Origin of the sequence: Citrobacter sp. Colony219, assembly GCF_019382635.1 — a bacterium.
Taxonomy (GTDB): Bacteria; Pseudomonadota; Gammaproteobacteria; order Enterobacterales; family Enterobacteriaceae; genus Citrobacter; species Citrobacter youngae.
On record NZ_CP080033.1, the window covers coordinates 3,374,062 to 3,390,194 of the forward strand.

17 protein-coding genes are annotated in these 16,133 nt (G+C 54.2%); 8 read left to right on the top strand and 9 right to left on the bottom strand.

From position 1 onward, the window contains the following. Position 1 precedes the first annotated feature (1 nt). Genes arnC through arnF form a run of 6 tightly spaced genes read left to right on the top strand, consistent with a single transcriptional unit; the run spans position 2 to position 6,233 of the window. Entirely contained in the window at positions 2–985 is a 984-nt protein-coding gene (gene arnC, locus JTI85_RS15205) for an undecaprenyl-phosphate 4-deoxy-4-formamido-L-arabinose transferase (RefSeq protein WP_101741528.1), read from the top strand. Further along, positions 982–2,964: a bifunctional UDP-4-amino-4-deoxy-L-arabinose formyltransferase/UDP-glucuronic acid oxidase ArnA gene (arnA, locus tag JTI85_RS15210; protein WP_199981718.1), complete on the top strand. Its 1,983-nt coding sequence runs from the start codon at positions 982–984 to the stop codon at positions 2,962–2,964. The genes arnC and arnA overlap by 4 nt, the downstream gene beginning before the upstream one ends. Further along, the gene (gene arnD / locus JTI85_RS15215) at positions 2,961–3,863 is read left to right on the top strand and encodes a 4-deoxy-4-formamido-L-arabinose-phosphoundecaprenol deformylase (RefSeq protein WP_048211087.1); all 903 of its coding nucleotides are present in this window, start codon (positions 2,961–2,963) and stop codon (positions 3,861–3,863) included. The genes arnA and arnD overlap by 4 nt, the downstream gene beginning before the upstream one ends. After that, complete coding sequence (gene arnT / locus JTI85_RS15220; RefSeq protein WP_219351697.1) at positions 3,860–5,515, top strand: lipid IV(A) 4-amino-4-deoxy-L-arabinosyltransferase; 1,656 nt, start codon at positions 3,860–3,862, stop codon at positions 5,513–5,515. The genes arnD and arnT overlap by 4 nt, the downstream gene beginning before the upstream one ends. Further along, complete coding sequence (arnE, locus tag JTI85_RS15225; RefSeq protein WP_048211085.1) at positions 5,512–5,847, top strand: 4-amino-4-deoxy-L-arabinose-phosphoundecaprenol flippase subunit ArnE; 336 nt, start codon at positions 5,512–5,514, stop codon at positions 5,845–5,847. The genes arnT and arnE overlap by 4 nt, the downstream gene beginning before the upstream one ends. Further along, complete coding sequence (gene arnF / locus JTI85_RS15230; protein ID WP_048211084.1) at positions 5,847–6,233, top strand: 4-amino-4-deoxy-L-arabinose-phosphoundecaprenol flippase subunit ArnF; 387 nt, start codon at positions 5,847–5,849, stop codon at positions 6,231–6,233. Before arnE ends, arnF begins: the two co-directional genes overlap by 1 nt. Before the next feature lie 2 nt (positions 6,234–6,235). Here the strand turns inward: arnF and pmrD are convergent, their stop codons facing one another. The 9 genes from pmrD to JTI85_RS15275 all read right to left on the bottom strand — a co-directional run bounded on the left by pmrD (position 6,236) and on the right by JTI85_RS15275 (position 14,593). Next, positions 6,236–6,499, bottom strand: coding sequence for a signal transduction protein PmrD (gene pmrD / locus JTI85_RS15235; RefSeq protein ID WP_219351698.1), 264 nt, complete (start codon positions 6,497–6,499; stop codon positions 6,236–6,238). A 106-nt stretch (positions 6,500–6,605) separates the two neighbouring features. Continuing rightward, positions 6,606–8,021, bottom strand: a complete 1,416-nt coding sequence (gene menE, locus JTI85_RS15240) for an o-succinylbenzoate--CoA ligase (protein WP_116360510.1) — start codon at positions 8,019–8,021, stop codon at positions 6,606–6,608. A gap of 11 nt (positions 8,022–8,032) precedes the next feature. Then, a complete protein-coding gene (menC, locus tag JTI85_RS15245) occupies positions 8,033–8,995 on the bottom strand; it encodes an o-succinylbenzoate synthase (RefSeq protein WP_061068214.1) in 963 nt (320 codons plus the stop codon). Next, positions 8,995–9,852, bottom strand: a complete 858-nt coding sequence (gene menB, locus JTI85_RS15250; protein ID WP_116360509.1) for a 1,4-dihydroxy-2-naphthoyl-CoA synthase — start codon at positions 9,850–9,852, stop codon at positions 8,995–8,997. Before menB ends, menC begins: the two co-directional genes overlap by 1 nt. Positions 9,853–9,866: 14 nt before the next feature. Beyond that, on the bottom strand, positions 9,867–10,625 hold the full coding sequence (gene menH, locus JTI85_RS15255; RefSeq protein WP_116360441.1) for a 2-succinyl-6-hydroxy-2,4-cyclohexadiene-1-carboxylate synthase: 759 nt from the start codon (positions 10,623–10,625) through the stop codon (positions 9,867–9,869). Beyond that, positions 10,622–12,292 carry a 2-succinyl-5-enolpyruvyl-6-hydroxy-3-cyclohexene-1-carboxylic-acid synthase gene (gene menD, locus JTI85_RS15260; RefSeq protein WP_048211078.1) on the bottom strand — a complete coding sequence of 557 codons (1,671 nt, stop codon included), beginning with the start codon at positions 12,290–12,292 and terminating at the stop codon, positions 10,622–10,624. The genes menH and menD overlap by 4 nt, the downstream gene beginning before the upstream one ends. An 87-nt stretch (positions 12,293–12,379) precedes the next feature. Continuing rightward, on the bottom strand, positions 12,380–13,678 hold the full coding sequence (gene menF, locus JTI85_RS15265) for an isochorismate synthase MenF (RefSeq protein ID WP_116360440.1): 1,299 nt from the start codon (positions 13,676–13,678) through the stop codon (positions 12,380–12,382). 94 nt (positions 13,679–13,772) lie between these two features. After that, positions 13,773–14,078, bottom strand: a complete 306-nt coding sequence (elaB, locus tag JTI85_RS15270; protein WP_005129450.1) for a stress response protein ElaB — start codon at positions 14,076–14,078, stop codon at positions 13,773–13,775. 53 nt (positions 14,079–14,131) lie between these two features. Next, positions 14,132–14,593, bottom strand: a complete 462-nt coding sequence (locus JTI85_RS15275; RefSeq protein ID WP_048211075.1) for a GNAT family N-acetyltransferase — start codon at positions 14,591–14,593, stop codon at positions 14,132–14,134. 67 nt (positions 14,594–14,660) lie between these two features. On the opposite strand from JTI85_RS15275, the gene rbn reads away from it, so the two are divergent. Beyond that, positions 14,661–15,578, top strand: coding sequence for a ribonuclease BN (gene rbn, locus JTI85_RS15280; RefSeq protein ID WP_219351700.1), 918 nt, complete (start codon positions 14,661–14,663; stop codon positions 15,576–15,578). A 64-nt stretch (positions 15,579–15,642) separates the two neighbouring features. Beyond that, on the top strand, positions 15,643–16,133 hold a 491-nt coding region (locus tag JTI85_RS21515; protein ID WP_255574804.1), incomplete at its 3' end, for a chemotaxis protein CheW.

The following is a 16,133-nucleotide window of genomic DNA, read 5'->3' on the forward strand; positions in this document are numbered from 1 at the left end:
CATGTTTGAAGCCACACCGATTAGTAAAGTCTCGGTGGTCATTCCCGTTTTTAACGAACAGGAAAGCCTGCCAGAATTAATCAGGCGCACCAGCGCCGCCTGCGAAAAACTGGATACTGAATATGAAATCCTGCTCATTGACGACGGTAGCAGTGACAATTCGGCTCAACTGATGATGGACGCCTCCCAGGCACCGAACAGCCATATTGTCTCTATTCTGTTGAATCGAAACTATGGGCAACACTCGGCGATTATGGCCGGTTTCAGCCACGTCACGGGCGACCTGATCATCACGTTAGATGCTGATTTACAAAACCCGCCAGAGGAGATCCCGCGGCTGGTTGCCACGGCAAAAGAAGGCTTCGATGTCGTAGGAACGGTGCGTCAGAACCGCCAGGACAGTCGCTTTCGTAAGACCGCCTCACGGATGATCAACCATCTGATTCAGCGCACGACCGGTAAAGCCATGGGCGATTATGGCTGCATGCTGCGCGCCTATCGCCGTCACATCGTCGATGCCATGTTGCATTGCCAGGAGCGTAGCACCTTTATTCCGATCCTGGCTAACATCTTTGCCCGCCGCGCCACGGAAATCCCGGTACACCATGCCGAACGTGAATTTGGCGACTCTAAGTACAGTTTCATGCGTCTGATAAACCTGATGTATGACCTGGTAACCTGCCTGACCACCACGCCATTGCGTATGTTGAGCCTGCTGGGCAGCATCATTGCCGCCACAGGCTTTACCCTGTCGGTTCTGCTTGTTGTTCTTCGCCTGACGCTCGGCCCGCAGTGGGCGGCAGAAGGTGTGTTTATGCTGTTTGCCGTGCTGTTTACCTTTATCGGCGCGCAATTCATTGGCATGGGATTACTCGGCGAATATATCGGTCGCATCTATAACGATGTCCGCGCACGCCCTCGCTATTTTGTTCAACACGTTATCCGTCCACAAACCACGCAGTCAACTGAGGAAAACCGCGCATGAAAGCCGTCGTATTTGCCTATCACGATATGGGATGTCAGGGGGTTCAGGCCCTGTTGGATGCAGGTTATGACATCGCTGCTATTTTTACGCACGCCGATAACCCAGGTGAAAAAGCGTTTTTTGGCTCAGTTTCCCGCCTCGCTGCCAGCGCAGGTATTCCGGTGTACGCTCCGGACGAGGTCAATCATCCGCTGTGGATCGAGCGGATCGCCCAGCTCACCCCCGATGTGATCTTCTCATTCTACTATCGCCATTTACTCAGCGATGACATCCTGCGTCTTGCACCTGCGGGAGCCTTTAATCTGCACGGCTCATTACTGCCCAAATATCGTGGCCGTGCACCGCTGAACTGGGTATTAGTCAATGGCGAAACTGAAACAGGCGTGACGCTGCACCGCATGGTCAAGCGCGCAGATGCCGGTGCCATCGTTGCCCAACAACGCATTACCATTTCCCCCGATGACGTGGCGTTAACCCTGCACCATAAATTATGCCAGTCTGCCCGCGAGGTACTGGCGCAGGCGCTGCCAGCCATCAAAGCCGGTGATTTTCAGGAGTATCCACAACAGGAAGCCGACGCCACCTGTTTTGGTCGCCGCACGCCGGAAGACAGTTTCCTTGACTGGAACAAACCCTGCGCACAACTGCATAACATGGTTCGCGCCGTGTCCGATCCATGGCCAGGTGCATTTAGCTATGCCGGTACGCAAAAATTCACCATCTGGTCATCGCGCCAGAGTGCAAATACATCTGCAGCGCTGCCGGGAACGGTTATCTCCGTATCGCCATTGCTGATTGCCTGTGCCGATGGCGCACTCGAAATCATTACCGGGCAAGCGGGTGATGGCATTACCATGCAGGGCTCACAGCTGGCACAAGTTTTGGGTCTGGTTGCCGGTTCTCGCCTCAACAGCCAGCCCGTTTCCGCCAGCAAACGTCGTACCCGCGTTTTGATCCTTGGCGTTAACGGTTTTATTGGCAACCACCTGACCGAACGCCTGCTACGCGAAGATAACTACGAAATCTACGGGCTTGATATTGGCAGCGATGCGATTGAGCGTTTTCTGCAACACCCACGATTCCATTTTGTGGAAGGTGATATCAGCATTCACTCCGAATGGATTGAATATCATGTGAAAAAATGCGACGTCGTGCTGCCACTGGTCGCCATTGCCACACCGATTGAATATACCCGCAACCCGCTGCGCGTCTTCGAACTCGATTTTGAAGAAAACCTGAAAATTATTCGTTACTGTGTCAAGTACCGCAAACGCATCATTTTCCCGTCAACATCTGAAGTCTACGGTATGTGTACCGATAAAGACTTCGATGAAGACAGCTCCAACCTGATCGTCGGCCCGGTTAATAAACCGCGCTGGATCTACTCGGTCTCTAAACAACTGCTGGATCGCGTTATTTGGGCATACGGTGAAAAAGAAGGGCTACGTTTCACCTTATTCCGTCCATTTAACTGGATGGGACCGCGTCTGGATAGCCTGAACGCCGCACGTATCGGCAGCTCACGCGCCATTACCCAACTGATCCTGAATCTGGTGGAAGGCTCCCCCATCAAGCTGATTGAAGGCGGCAAGCAGAAGCGTTGCTTTACCGACATTCGTGACGGTATCGAAGCCCTGTTCCGTATCATTGAAAACGACGGCGGGCGCTGTGATGGCGAGATCATCAATATCGGTAACCCGGATAACGAAGCAAGTATTCAGGAACTGGCTGAAATGCTCCTTTCCTGCTTCGAAAAACATCCGTTGCGCCAACACTTTCCGCCGTTTGCTGGTTTCCGCGACGTTGAGAGTAGCAGCTACTATGGTAAAGGCTACCAGGACGTTGAGCACCGCAAACCCAGTATTCGTAACGCCAAACGTTGCCTGAACTGGGAACCAACAATCGATATGCAAGAAACGGTTGAAGAGACGCTGGACTTCTTCTTACGCAGTGTGGACATCACGGAACACACATCATGACCAAAGTGGGCTTGCGCATAGATGTCGATACATTCAGGGGGACACGCGAAGGCGTGCCCCGCCTGCTGGAGACATTGAACCGGCATAACGTTCGGGCTAGTTTCTTTTTTAGCGTCGGGCCCGACAACATGGGACGCCATCTCTGGCGTCTGGTGAAGCCGCAATTTTTGTGGAAGATGCTGCGCTCAAACGCAGCCTCACTCTACGGGTGGGACATTTTACTGGCCGGCACCGCCTGGCCTGGAAAAGAAATTGGCCTGGCTAATGCGGCCATCATTTCGCAAGCTGCCCGGTATCACGAAACAGGCTTACACGCCTGGGATCATCATGCCTGGCAATCACGAAGTGGCAACTGGAACGATAAACAGCTGATTGATGATATTTCGCGGGGCATTAATGCACTCGAAACAATCATCGGCCAAACCGTTACCTGCTCTGCCGTCGCTGGCTGGCGTGCCGACTCGCGCGTCGTCGAGGCGAAAGAAACATTCCATCTGCGCTATAACAGCGATTGCAGGGGGACATCGTTATTCCGTCCTGTACTTGAAACGGGAGAAATAGGGACACCACAAATTCCAGTCACGCTACCGACATGGGATGAAGTAGTTGGTCAGGAGGTGCAGGCAGCGGACTTCAACGACTATATTCTCTCCCGCATTCAGAGGGACAAAGGCACCCCGGTCTACACGATTCACGCAGAGGTGGAAGGCATTGCTTTTCAGCAGCAATTTGACGATCTGCTCATTCGTGCCGCCGACGCCGGGATTACGTTTTGTCCACTGGGCGAACTGTTACCAGACGATATCAGTACACTGCCAACGGGCCAGATCGTTCGTGGCAAAATACCCGGCAGAGAGGGATGGCTCGGCTGCCAGCAACCCGCGAGTGTGACATCATGAAATCCGCACGTTACGCCCTGGCATTTGTCGCATTTATTGCACTGTATTTTATTTTACCCATCAATAGCCGCCTGCTCTGGCAGCCCGACGAAACGCGCTATGCTGAAATCAGCCGGGAAATGCTGACGTCTGGCGACTGGATCGTCCCACATTTTTTAGGACTACGCTATTTTGAAAAACCTATCGCGGGATACTGGTTAAACAGTATCGGGCAATGGTTATTTGGCGCAAACAACTTTGGCGTCAGAACGGGGGCTATTTTTGCAACCCTACTGACTGCACTCCTGGTCGCCTGGCTGGCAATGCGGCTATGGCGTGATAAACGTACGGCCCTACTCTCTGCCGTCATCTTTCTAACGTTTTTCTCTGTTTACAGTATCGGAACCTATGCGGTACTTGATCCCATTATCGCGCTGTGGCTGATGGCGGGTATGTGCTGTTTTTGGGAGGGAATGCAAGCCACCACCAGAACACGTAAAATTGTCGCCTTTTTGCTGTTAGGATTTACCTGCGGCATGGGCGTGATGACCAAAGGCTTTCTCGCGCTCGCTGTCCCTGTCCTCAGCGTGTTGCCATGGGTTTTCGTGCAAAAGCGCTGGAAAGAGATCTTTATTTACGGCCTGCTGTCGATTATCAGCTGTATTGCCATTGTCCTGCCGTGGGGACTGGCGATTGCGCAACGCGAACCCGACTTCTGGCACTACTTTTTCTGGATTGAGCATATTCAGCGTTTTGCGCAGGATGATGCCCAGCATAAAGCGCCATTCTGGTACTACATACCGGTTTTCGTGGCGGGTGCCTTACCCTGGCTCGGGCTACTACCGGGCGCATTGCGAACCGGCTGGCATGAACGGGATGTACCACGTAGCGCCTTATACCTGCTGAGCTGGATTATTATGCCGATCCTGTTTTTCAGTATCGCCAAAGGGAAGTTGCCAACCTATATTCTTTCCTGCTTCGCACCGCTGGCAATCCTTACCGCGCGGTTTGGCTTGCAGGCTGCTGAAAAAGGTTCTGCAGCCCTGCGCGTCAACGGTTGGATCAACATTCTGTTCGGTGTTATTGGTATTGTCGCCACATTTATCGTGTCCACGCTCGGACCGTTGAAGACACCGGTCTGGTCGCATATCGAAACGTATAAAGTGTTTTGCTCATGGGGTATCTTTATCACCTGGACGCTATTTGGCTGGTATACGCTTAACAACAGTGAAAAAAACTGGAAATTAGCAGCGCTCTGCCCGCTGGGACTGGCGCTGTTGTTCGGCTTCTCAGTACCTGACCGGGTAATGGAATCCAAACAGCCACAGTTTTTTGTCGAGATGACCAAAGAGTCGCTGGAGTCGAGCCGTTATATTTTCACCGACAGTGTTGGCGTTGCCGCTGGCCTGGCCTGGAGCCTGAAACGCGATGACATCAACATGTACGGGCAAACAGGTGAGTTAAAATACGGCCTTAATTATCCGGATGCCCAGGGACGCTTCGTCAGCCGGGATGACTTTGCCGGCTGGTTGGCGCAACATCGTCAGGAAGGGATCATTACGCTTGTGCTGTCAATTTCGAAGGATGAGGATATTAATCAGCTTGCCATTCCTCCCGCTGACTATATCGACAATCAGGGGCGCCTGGTCTTGATTCAGTACAGGCCTAAATGATCTGGCTAACCTTAGTCTTTGCCAGCCTGCTCAGCGTCTGTGGGCAATTGTGCCAGAAGCAGGCCACCCGCCCGGTACCCGCCCACGCGCGAACACGCTATATCGCGCAGTGGATTGGTCTGGCGCTGGCCTGTCTGGGACTGGCCATGCTGCTCTGGCTGGCAGTATTGCAGAATATTCCCGTCGGCATCGCCTACCCGATGCTAAGCCTGAACTTTGTATGGGTCACGCTGGCGGCATGGAAAATCTGGCGTGAACCTGTCACAACACGTCACTGGCTGGGGGTTGGGCTACTCATCACCGGCATCTTTATTCTTGGGAGCGCGGTGTAATGGGCATCTTTTGGGGGCTGTGTAGCGTGATTATTACGTCGGTTGCTCAGCTAAGTCTGGGTTACGCGATGGATAATCTGCCGCCCATGCTGCAACCGCTGGCGTTTATCTCCGCCGTTTTTGCAACCAGCAGCAGCGCATTCGCCTTATATGGCGGGCTGGTAGGTTATTTACTGTCAGTGATGTGCTGGCATAAAGCCCTGCATCAGCTCGCGCTGAGCAAAGCCTATGCCTTGCTCAGCCTCAGCTATGTACTGGTGTGGATCGCATCAATGATTTTACCGGGCTGGCAAGGAACCTTTTCAGTAAAAGCCCTGGTGGGTGTGCTGTGTATTATGGCGGGATTAATGACCATATTCTTACCTGCCCGCCAACACACGCCCTGAGATCATTTATCGTCAGACAGTTGTCGCAGACGCTCCCATTCTTCGGCGAGATACTGTCTGGCATCAATGATTTTAATCACTCGCGATGCGTCACGGTTAATACAATACTGGGCATCTTTTAACGGTGACAAGAGATCGCCTGTTTTTACACGCTCGCTGGCTTGCGCTTCAGCCAGCATTTTCAACGAACCACCGCTATCACAAAGTACAATATAGAGCCTCCCTGCTTTTTGGTTACAGCAAGACTTCTTCACATGCCATTCCATAGCGCACCTTTTGCTAATGATTTTCACACCAGGTTACACTTTAGCAGATAAACCAAAGGACAATGGCCAGGGAATGGCAATTATGCGAGATAAATTTAATGTTTTCTTAAGCTTTACCGCGGGTACGGACCCACTCCAGCAGCGCCCGGCGAGAAACCTTAATACCACCGCTTTTTAATTCTGCGGGTAAGGTTAGCCAACGAACGGGTTGCTGGAAACGTGCCAGCTTATCTTTCACCCATTCTGCCAGATCAATTCTTCCGGCTTCAGTATCGTACTCCACAACCGCAACGGGGCGGTGGCCAAACTCTTCATCTTCTATTGGAACAATAAAAGCTTGCAGAACATGGGGATGCGATACAATAACGCGCTCCACCTCTTCCGGTTGGATCCCTTCTCCACCGCTAAAGAACAGATTGTCCATACGCCCGACTATGGTTAGCTTGCCATCCTTTAACACGCCGCGATCGCGGGTGGCAAACCAGCCTTGCGCATTAACCAGTGGATAAAGCTGTCCGTCGCGCCAGTACCCTTGCGCCATGCTGGCGGCACGAAGCCAGACTTCATCATCAACAATCCTGACTTCTCTGCCTGGTAGTGCAGAGCCGACATCCGCCTTACCATCGGCCTCTTTCGCACACACCGTGGAGGCAAATTCCGTTAACCCGTAACCGCACCAGCAGCGAATACCCTGCTCACGAGCTTGTTCAGTCAATTCAACAGGAATCGCGGCACCGCCCAGCAACACGGCCTTTAGCGATACCGGTGTGTGATTGACCAACAGTCGCCAAAGCTGCGTGGGAACCAGCGAAGCATGGGTACAACCCACCAGCATCTGCTCTAACGGCTGCTTATCGCGCACGGTCATACGCGCGCCCGCAAACAACCAGCGCCACATAATCCCCTGACCGGAAACGTGAAATAACGGTAGCGAGAGCAGCCAGTCATCGTCTTCGCCAAATGGCATCAGTGACAGCACCCCCTGCGCACTCGCCAAATGCGCCTGACAGGTATGTACCGCTGCTTTAGGCAGTCCGGTTGAGCCGGAAGTTAACGTCATTGTGCTCAAGCGCTGAGGCAACCAGACGGCAGCATGCTCGCCAGACTGTTCCAGCATCCGCAGCGGTGCCAACCCCGGGAGCGGACTTTCGCCTTCCAGATCCAGCGCAAAACGCAGCGTTAACTCCGGGACCAGCGCATCAAGCAGCGACTGAGGCAACTGTGGGTTCACAGGTAAAACCCGCGCCCCACACTGCAACAGTGCCAGCCATGCCAGCAGCGGACGGGGATGATTCCAGGCGCGGAGCAATATGCCATCGCCCTCTCCCACCCCTTGAGCCGCAAAGCCGCTTGCCAGACGATCGACTCGCGTACAGAGTTCGCTCCAGCGTAACACCTCATCGTTGAGGCGTAAGGCTGGCGCGTCAGTACGAGCCTGTCGCCAGTGACGCCACGGCCAGTCAGTAAAATCAGGCGTATCGGACAACCATTCCAGGCCCGATGCGCTTGCGCCATCGGGCATTTCCCGCTGGGTCATAGCAATCGTTCCAGCGCATCAATCTCAATGCACGGCAACGTACTGCCAGGCCACGCGCGTACCTGCTGGCACTGCATCAGGCTGAGCGTATCCAGACCAGGGATAGTCTGTGGCGTCAACCAGGCAGCAATGCGCGCCAGCTGGGTTAAGCCCAGGCTCGATTCGATAGAGGAGCTGATCACGGCGGTGAGACCTATCGCGTGTGCGGCGGCAACCTGCTCACGCACCTTGTCGAGGCTACCCGTCAGCGTAGGCTTGATGACGACTGCCTTCACGCCCTCTTCGGCTTCGAAGGTGAAATCCGCTTCACGCAGACTTTCATCCCAGGCAATGGCAATCCCTGTTTCACGCGAGAACGCGCGGGAATCATCACGGGTTTTACACGGCTCTTCGAGGAAGGCAATGCGCCCGCGATACTCCGGATTAACGTATTTCGCAAACTGCTGAGCTTTCAGCGGCGTCCAGGCACGATTGGCATCAAGCCGCAGGTGCAGTTCCGGGATCGCCTCCAGCAACAGGTTGACGACCATACCGTCGCGAACAGCTTCATACAGACCGACTTTGACCTTCGCAACTTTCTCACCCGGCATGTCCGCCAGTTGCAGCACCAGATCATCAGGATCGCCCGTACACAGCGGCGCAGCACGGTAGTCCGCCGCCTCTGGCAGAGTGCCTGCCAGTTCGGCCAGCGCGCAGCTTGCGCCAAAGGCGACCGAAGGCATTTGCGGTAAGGAAGCATCGCCCTGTAGCCAACCCTTCACCCAGGCCAGCAGCTCAGTTTGCGCCTCTTCCCAGCTTTCCTGACTGAAGCCCGGCAGGGGGGAGATCTCTCCCCACCCTTCGCGCTCGCCGTCACGAAGACAAACGTACAGCCCGTCACGCGTTTTTAACCGCCTGTCGCGCAGAATCACCCCCGCGTCCATGGGGATCTGCCAACGGTATACCTGCGCGCTACGCATTACGGATTCCGTTTGAATTTGCTGAAGTCAGGCTGGCGTTTCTGGTTAAAGGCGTTACGGCCTTCCTGACCTTCTTCCGTCATGTAGAACAGCATCGTGGCGTTACCCGCCAGCTCCTGCAGACCCGCCTGACCATCGCAGTCGGCGTTCAGCGCAGCTTTCAGGCAGCGCAGCGCCATTGGGCTGTTTTGCAGCATTTCGCGGCACCAGCGTACGGTCTCTTTTTCCAGATCCGCCAGCGGAACCACGGTGTTTACCAGGCCCATATCCAGCGCTTGTTTTGCATCGTACTGACGGCACAGGAACCAGATTTCACGTGCTTTTTTCTGACCGACGATGCGCGCCATGTAGGACGCGCCCCACCCGCCGTCGAAGGAACCGACTTTCGGCCCGGTCTGACCAAAGATGGCGTTTTCAGCCGCAATGGTCAGGTCACACATCATGTGCAGCACATGACCACCGCCGATGGAATACCCTGCCACCATCGCGACAACCGGTTTCGGACAGGTACGAATCTGGCGCTGAAAGTCCAGTACGTTCAGATGATGCACGCCGGAGTCATCCTGGTATCCGCCGTAGTCGCCACGTACCTTCTGATCGCCGCCTGCACAGAACGCTTTATCGCCCGCACCAGTCAGAATAATCACGCCGATATTGTCATCATAGCGGGCATCCGCCAGCGCCTGGATCATCTCTTTCACAGTGACCGGACGGAAGGCATTGCGTACCTGTGGACGATTAATGGTGATTTTTGCGATACCGTCGGTGGATTTCTCGTAGAGAATATCGGTGTAGCCTTCAGAGCAATCGTTCCATTCTACCGGTGCGTAAAGCATTGTTTCATCAGGATAAATCATAAAATGTCCTATAGTCAGCGACGCAGAATCTGAGCCAGACATTCCACCACGCCAGCGGGGTTTTCCCGATGCGCGTTGTGTCCGGCATTACGAATCACATGGTTTGGTACTGACATTTCCGTCGCCAGAGCGCGGAATTTATCGTCACGTTCACCACATAAATAATAAAACGGAAATGTGCGCGTAGTGAGTTGCGCACGTAAATCAGGTTGTACGGCAAGCGAGGTGGCCTCCAGCATTGCCGCCAGCGTTTGCCCGTTATTCTGGCTACGCATATCGACCAGCGCCTCTCTTTGCGCGACATTCAGTGAGGAAAAGACCGGCTGTTGATACCAGTCATTAAACACCTCGCGCAGCGGCTCAGTACGAAAACGCGCGGCCCAGCGGCCATCCGAGAGACGACGCTGGGTGCGTTCATTTTCACTTTGCAGCCCTGGATGCCCACCTTCAACCACCAGACCACACAGTCCGGGCAACGCCTGACAGGCCGCCATCATCGCGACTCTGCCGCCAAGGGAATATCCCACCAGCCAGTAGTTAAGTATGTTGTAACTAAGCAGCGTATTACGCAACAAATCGCTGACGTCATCGAATCCTCTCACGCTGATGTCAGCAGAACCGCCGTGGCCAGGCAGGTCGATATACAACCGCGAAAACTCCGGGAATGCTTCACCGACCGCCTGCCATTCCCGGCAATCACCGGAAAATCCGTGCAGGAAAACCAGCCAGGGGAAATCCACCTGACCCGTGTTCGCCTGCGCGTGCAGGATCATAGATGACTTACCTGCGCCAGCAATTGCTGCAGGGTTTGCGCCCCGTCAGTTTCATTCACTACCAGCTCAATCACCGTTGCCACCGGAGTACGCCAAGCATTCGTCAGCGCGCTCTCCAGTTGCGCCCAGTTCTCCGGACGGTGATATTTGAGGTCAAACATGGCGGCAGCATGCTCAAAATGGACGTTCTGCGGCATCAGGTAAAACCGTTCACGTTCGCTTGCTGGCGTCGGCAGCAGGGAAAAAATTTGCCCACCGTTATTATTGACCACGATCAGGACAAACGGCGCGGAAACCTGACGCAATAACGCCAGCGCATTCAGGTCATACAATGCAGATAAATCGCCGACGATAGCCAGCGTCGATTTTGCGCTGGCGCGCTGTACGCCAGCTGCGGTTGACAGCAGGCCGTCAATGCCGCTCGCGCCACGATTGCTATAGACCGGGTAACCAGCCGGAAGCTGCGACAACGCATCAATCAGGCGCACCACCAGGCTGTTGCCCACAAACAGCTGTCCCTGCTCTGGCAGATACTCGTGAATACGGTGTGCCAGCTGTGCTTCGCCAAACGTATCACGGCGGGCTTCTACCGCCTGCCATGCCTGTTTCGCCAGCCGCGGGATCTCCACACACCAGGGCTGGCGTTTCTCCGCCGGATGCAGCTCCAGCCAGTCGCCAACCTTCGCGACCAGCCTGCGTCCACGATGGTGAGCCGGATCGAGGCGGCCTTCGATATTATCAACGATCCAGTATTCCTGCGGATCGCAGCTGGCCTGCCATTGCAGGAGTCGTTTTCCGGTCAGGCTGCTGCCAAGCTGCACCACAATCTGCGCCTGCTGTAACTCTGCCACCGCTTTCGAATTCCCGAGCCACAAATCGGCACACGGCAACGGTTGTCCGGTTTGCGACAGAACATCGCCAATCAACGGCCAACCTAACGTCTGCGCCCAGAGCGCAACTTTCTTGCCCTCTTCGGCGCTCATGCGCCCGGCAAGTACCACGCCACGTTTTTGCCGCCAGAAAAACCAGTCACGCTGTTTGTCGCTTTCCAGCCGACGCGCTTCACGCAGCCAGGGCTTGTCATCCTGCCACCAGTCACCAAGACGCTGCTGCCAGGCAACCCCTGTTTCATCCATGTCACCATACAGCGGTTCCGCAAATGGGCAATTGATATGCACCGCCCCGCTATGTAGCGCGGCTAAGGCGTTATCGATGGTAGACACCAGCCAGCTTGCGGGAATGTCCTGCGTCGGACGCGGTAAAGAGAGCGTTTGCGACGGATGCGAGGCAAACATACCGGCCTGACGAATCGCCTGGTTAGCGCCACAATCGATAAGCTCAGGCGGTCGGTCAGCCGTGAGTAAAATCAGTTTTTCACCGGTCAGGCCCGCTTCAATCAACGCGGGATACAAATTCGCCACCGCTGTACCGGACGTCACAATCACGGCAACAGGTTGCCTGCTGACTTTTGCCAGACCTAAGGCCAGATGCCCAAGCCCACGCTCATCAAAATGAGTATGGTGGATAAAAGCGGGGTTTTCCGCTGCCGCTAAAGTCAACGGCGTCGAACGAGAGCCAGGGGCAATACAGACATGCCTGACGCCGTGGCGAGTGAGAGCTTCCAGAATGACCGCCGCCCAGCGTCGGTTAAATGCGCTTACTGACATGAGATTGTCCGGTATCAATATTGCGACACAGTATAAAGAATCGAATAAATGGATTTTTGATATGAGTCGGGAATATACACGAAATCATTATCCTTCCATCTGTAATAAAGTACGTAACCCTGCCGCTTTATTATCTATTTCTTGCCATTCTTGCTCAGGATCGGAACCGCGCACGATCCCCGCACCGGCATACAGACGTACGACATTTGCGCTAATTTTCGCTGAACGTAATGACACGCAAAACTCGCTCTGACGCAGTGAAAGATAACCCGCAGAACCGGCATACCACTCGCGTTCAAAGGGTTCATTATGTTGGATAAATTCGCGCGCCAGCTCGCGTGGAATACCCGCTACGGCCGCAGTAGGCTGTAGCTGTACCAGACAGAGCGTATCATCCGCCTGATTGAGCGCAGTCCAGATACAGCGGCGCAGATGCTGTACTTTGCGCAGCCTGAGTACCTGCGGCGGCAGGACATCGAGGGTTTGCGTACAGTTCTGCAGCCGTTGGCAAATATCTTCCACTACCAACATGTTCTCACGCTGATTTTTATCGTCCTTCATCAGCCATTCACCCAACTGCCAGGCGCGATGATCGTCAGGGTGATTGGCAACGGTTCCGGCCAGCGCCTCAGTGCGCAGTGCCGTGTCACGCCGCCGATACAGACGTTCAGGGGAAGAGCCAAGAAAAGCAGATTCGGCGGAAAACGCCATATAGAAGTGGTAACAGTTGAGATTTAAACGACGGCTGGAGGCCATAACCGCCGCGGCATTAACTGGCTGAGAAAACTGTAAATCGGTCGCACGCGCCAGCACCACTTTGTCGAGTTCTTCCCCGGCAATAGTTTGCGTGGCAAGCTCAATAAGGCGCGTCCAGCCTGCTTTATCTGGCCAGTGTTGTTCACCGGTTAAATTCAGGCGCAGTGCGGGAAGCGGTTTTACCTGCGCAAGCGCTGAAATAAACGCAGCGGCCTGCGCGGCATCTTCACGCAACGACACGTCGCTATACAGGTGTAGTCGTAAGGTCGCAACCCCGGCACAGCGTCGCCATTCCAGTCGCGGCAGCAATAAATTACCGCGCTGCGGCTCAAACGCATTCAGGCCCCAGACGCGCAGTTCTGGGTAATTATCATGTTGGCGTAAAAACCGTTGGGCAGATTCCAGTGAGGAAAATGCGGCGACGGCTCCCAGTACGGCAGCCTCTTCGTCACCGTTACGTTGCTGCCAGTAAAACTGAGGCCAGACGGTCTGGCTGGCCAGCCATCCTAAAGCGTCAAACGCATCATTCAGAGGGAAAGGTATATCGTAAATACGAATTCCAGGTGCGGCTGGTATCTCTTGCGACAAATGACGCATCAGACTTTCCAGCGCAGTAGTGATTGAATGCACGCGGACCTCTCCCTGTTAAAAACCTCACATTATACGGGGTACTGAGCAGAAAAAGCAGTACCCCCGTATAGGGAGTGCGATGACAGCGCTATATTTATCGCCGTGCCAGCAGTAATCCCATCACTAAACCGACTGTCGCCCCCACGCCGATCCCACGCCAGGGTTTTTCGTGTACATAGTCATCCGCCCGGCAAACAGCCTGCTTTGCACGATAATAGTAACTATCAGAGGCGTGACTAACGCGATTTCTCACCTCTTCTAACGCCTGCTCAGCCCGCGCTTTCAACTCAAGGTATTTTTGGTCGGCAGGATCGCCGGAAGAACGTAGCACTTCTTCCAGCGTTTCGCTCAACAATTCCAAATCGTCATCAATACGTGACTCGTAAGAATGAAAAGACATTGTATTCTCCCTTTCTATTGACGTACCCGCTAACTATAGACGACAGGGGCTGTTTACGCTTGATGCCCCTCACGCGCCATGCCGATGTGTGGAATCCCGTCTTCGTCATAGACTTCCGTGACTGGAACAAACCCAAATCTCGCATAAAACGATTGCAGATGTGCCTGAGCCCCCAGGTATAACGCCTTATGCGGCCAATGCTGCGCACAGGATGCCAGTGTTTGCGTCATTAACTGCTGCCCCAGTTTTTCACCGCGCAGCGCTTCGCTGACAATCACCCGGCCAATTACTACCGGCTCCAGATCATCGTCACTTTTCAGAATCCTCGCATACGCCACCAGTTCATCGTTATGCCATCCCAGAATGTGACGGTTTTCGCCGACTAAGTCGTCGCCATCCACGTCCTGATACGGACATTGTTGCTCAACAACGAATACCGAACAGCGAAGCTGAAGAATGGCATACAGCTCCTGAACACTCAGCTTTGCATGATGGAGATCTTGCCAGTGGATCATTGTCTGCCCCTTTGTTGTGATAACCTGAACACCCTGCCTCATTGATGGCGAAAAGTGTAACGTAAAGATGGAATTACTATTTTTAGGTACGTCAGCGGGAGTTCCCACACGCTCTCGCAATGTAACGGCAATATTACTGAATCTGCAACACCCGACTCAGGCAGGTTTGTGGCTTTTTGATTGCGGCGAAGGGACGCAGCATCAAATGCTTAGCACGCCATTTAATCCGGGAAAACTCGATCGTATTTTTATCAGCCATTTACACGGCGACCACCTGTTTGGTTTACCGGGGCTACTGTGCAGTCGTTCAATGGCCGGGAACGTCCAGCCGCTAACGCTCTACGGACCCAAGGGGTTGCGAGAGTTTACCGAAACCGCTTTACGTCTGAGCGGCTCCTGGACCGATTACCCGCTGGATATTGTAGAAATTACCGCCGGTGAGGTTGTGGATGACGGCCTGCGCAAAGTGACTGCGTTTCGACTGGAACATCCACTGGAGTGCTACGGTTTTCGTGTTGAAGAACACGACAAACCCGGCGCGCTTAATGCCAGCGCCCTGAAGGCGGCAGGCGTTAAAGCGGGCCCGTGGTTTCAGGATTTGAAAGCCGGGAAAACCATCGTACTGGAAGACGGTCGCGAGATTAACGGTGCCGATTTCCTCTCCCCGGCAACCCGAGGGAAATCCGTGGCTATTTTCGGTGATACCGGGCCCTGTGCGAGCGCTATCAAACTGGCAAAAGGGGTGGACGTGATGGTACATGAAACCACGCTGGACGCCTCAATGGAGGAAAAAGCCAACAGCCGCGGGCATAGCTCCACCCGGCAGGCCGCACAGCTGGCACGGGACGCCGGTGTGGGCAGACTCATCATGACCCACGTCAGCTCACGCTACGATGCAAAAGGCTGCCAGCGGTTACTTGAAGAGTGCAGAGCGATTTTTCCAGACACGGAACTGGCTCACGATTTCGCCATTTTCACCGTTTAGTGCTCCATTTTTCCGCCTCAGTGCCGATAACAGTGGAAAGGCTGGCTTTCACACTGAGGACAGGATGAACAATTTCCAGAAAGATATTGATGACAGGACAAACCTAACCCTGTCTAACCGTTTTGAACTGCTGCTGTTTCGCCTTGGCAAATCCGTTGAGGAGCAGAAATCAGAGCTGTTTGGCATCAACGTATTCAAACTGCGTGAAATCGTACCGATGCCGACCTTTACACGCCCTGCCGGCATGAAGGCTCCGTTGTTAGGCATGGTGAATATCCGGGACCAGGTGATCCCGGTGATCGACCTGCCTGCTGTCGCCGGGTGTAAACCTGAAACCGGGCTTAATATCCTGTTGATCACAGAGTACGCCCGCAGCGTACAGGCCTTTGCGGTGGAGTCAGTAGAGAACATTATGCGTCTCGACTGGCAACAGGTGCACACTGCTGAGAAAGCCGTTAATGGTCGCTACATCACCAGTATTGCTTGTCTGGATGACGACAAAGAAACCAACAATTTGGCGCTGGTGCTTGATGTCGAACAGATCCTGTATGACAT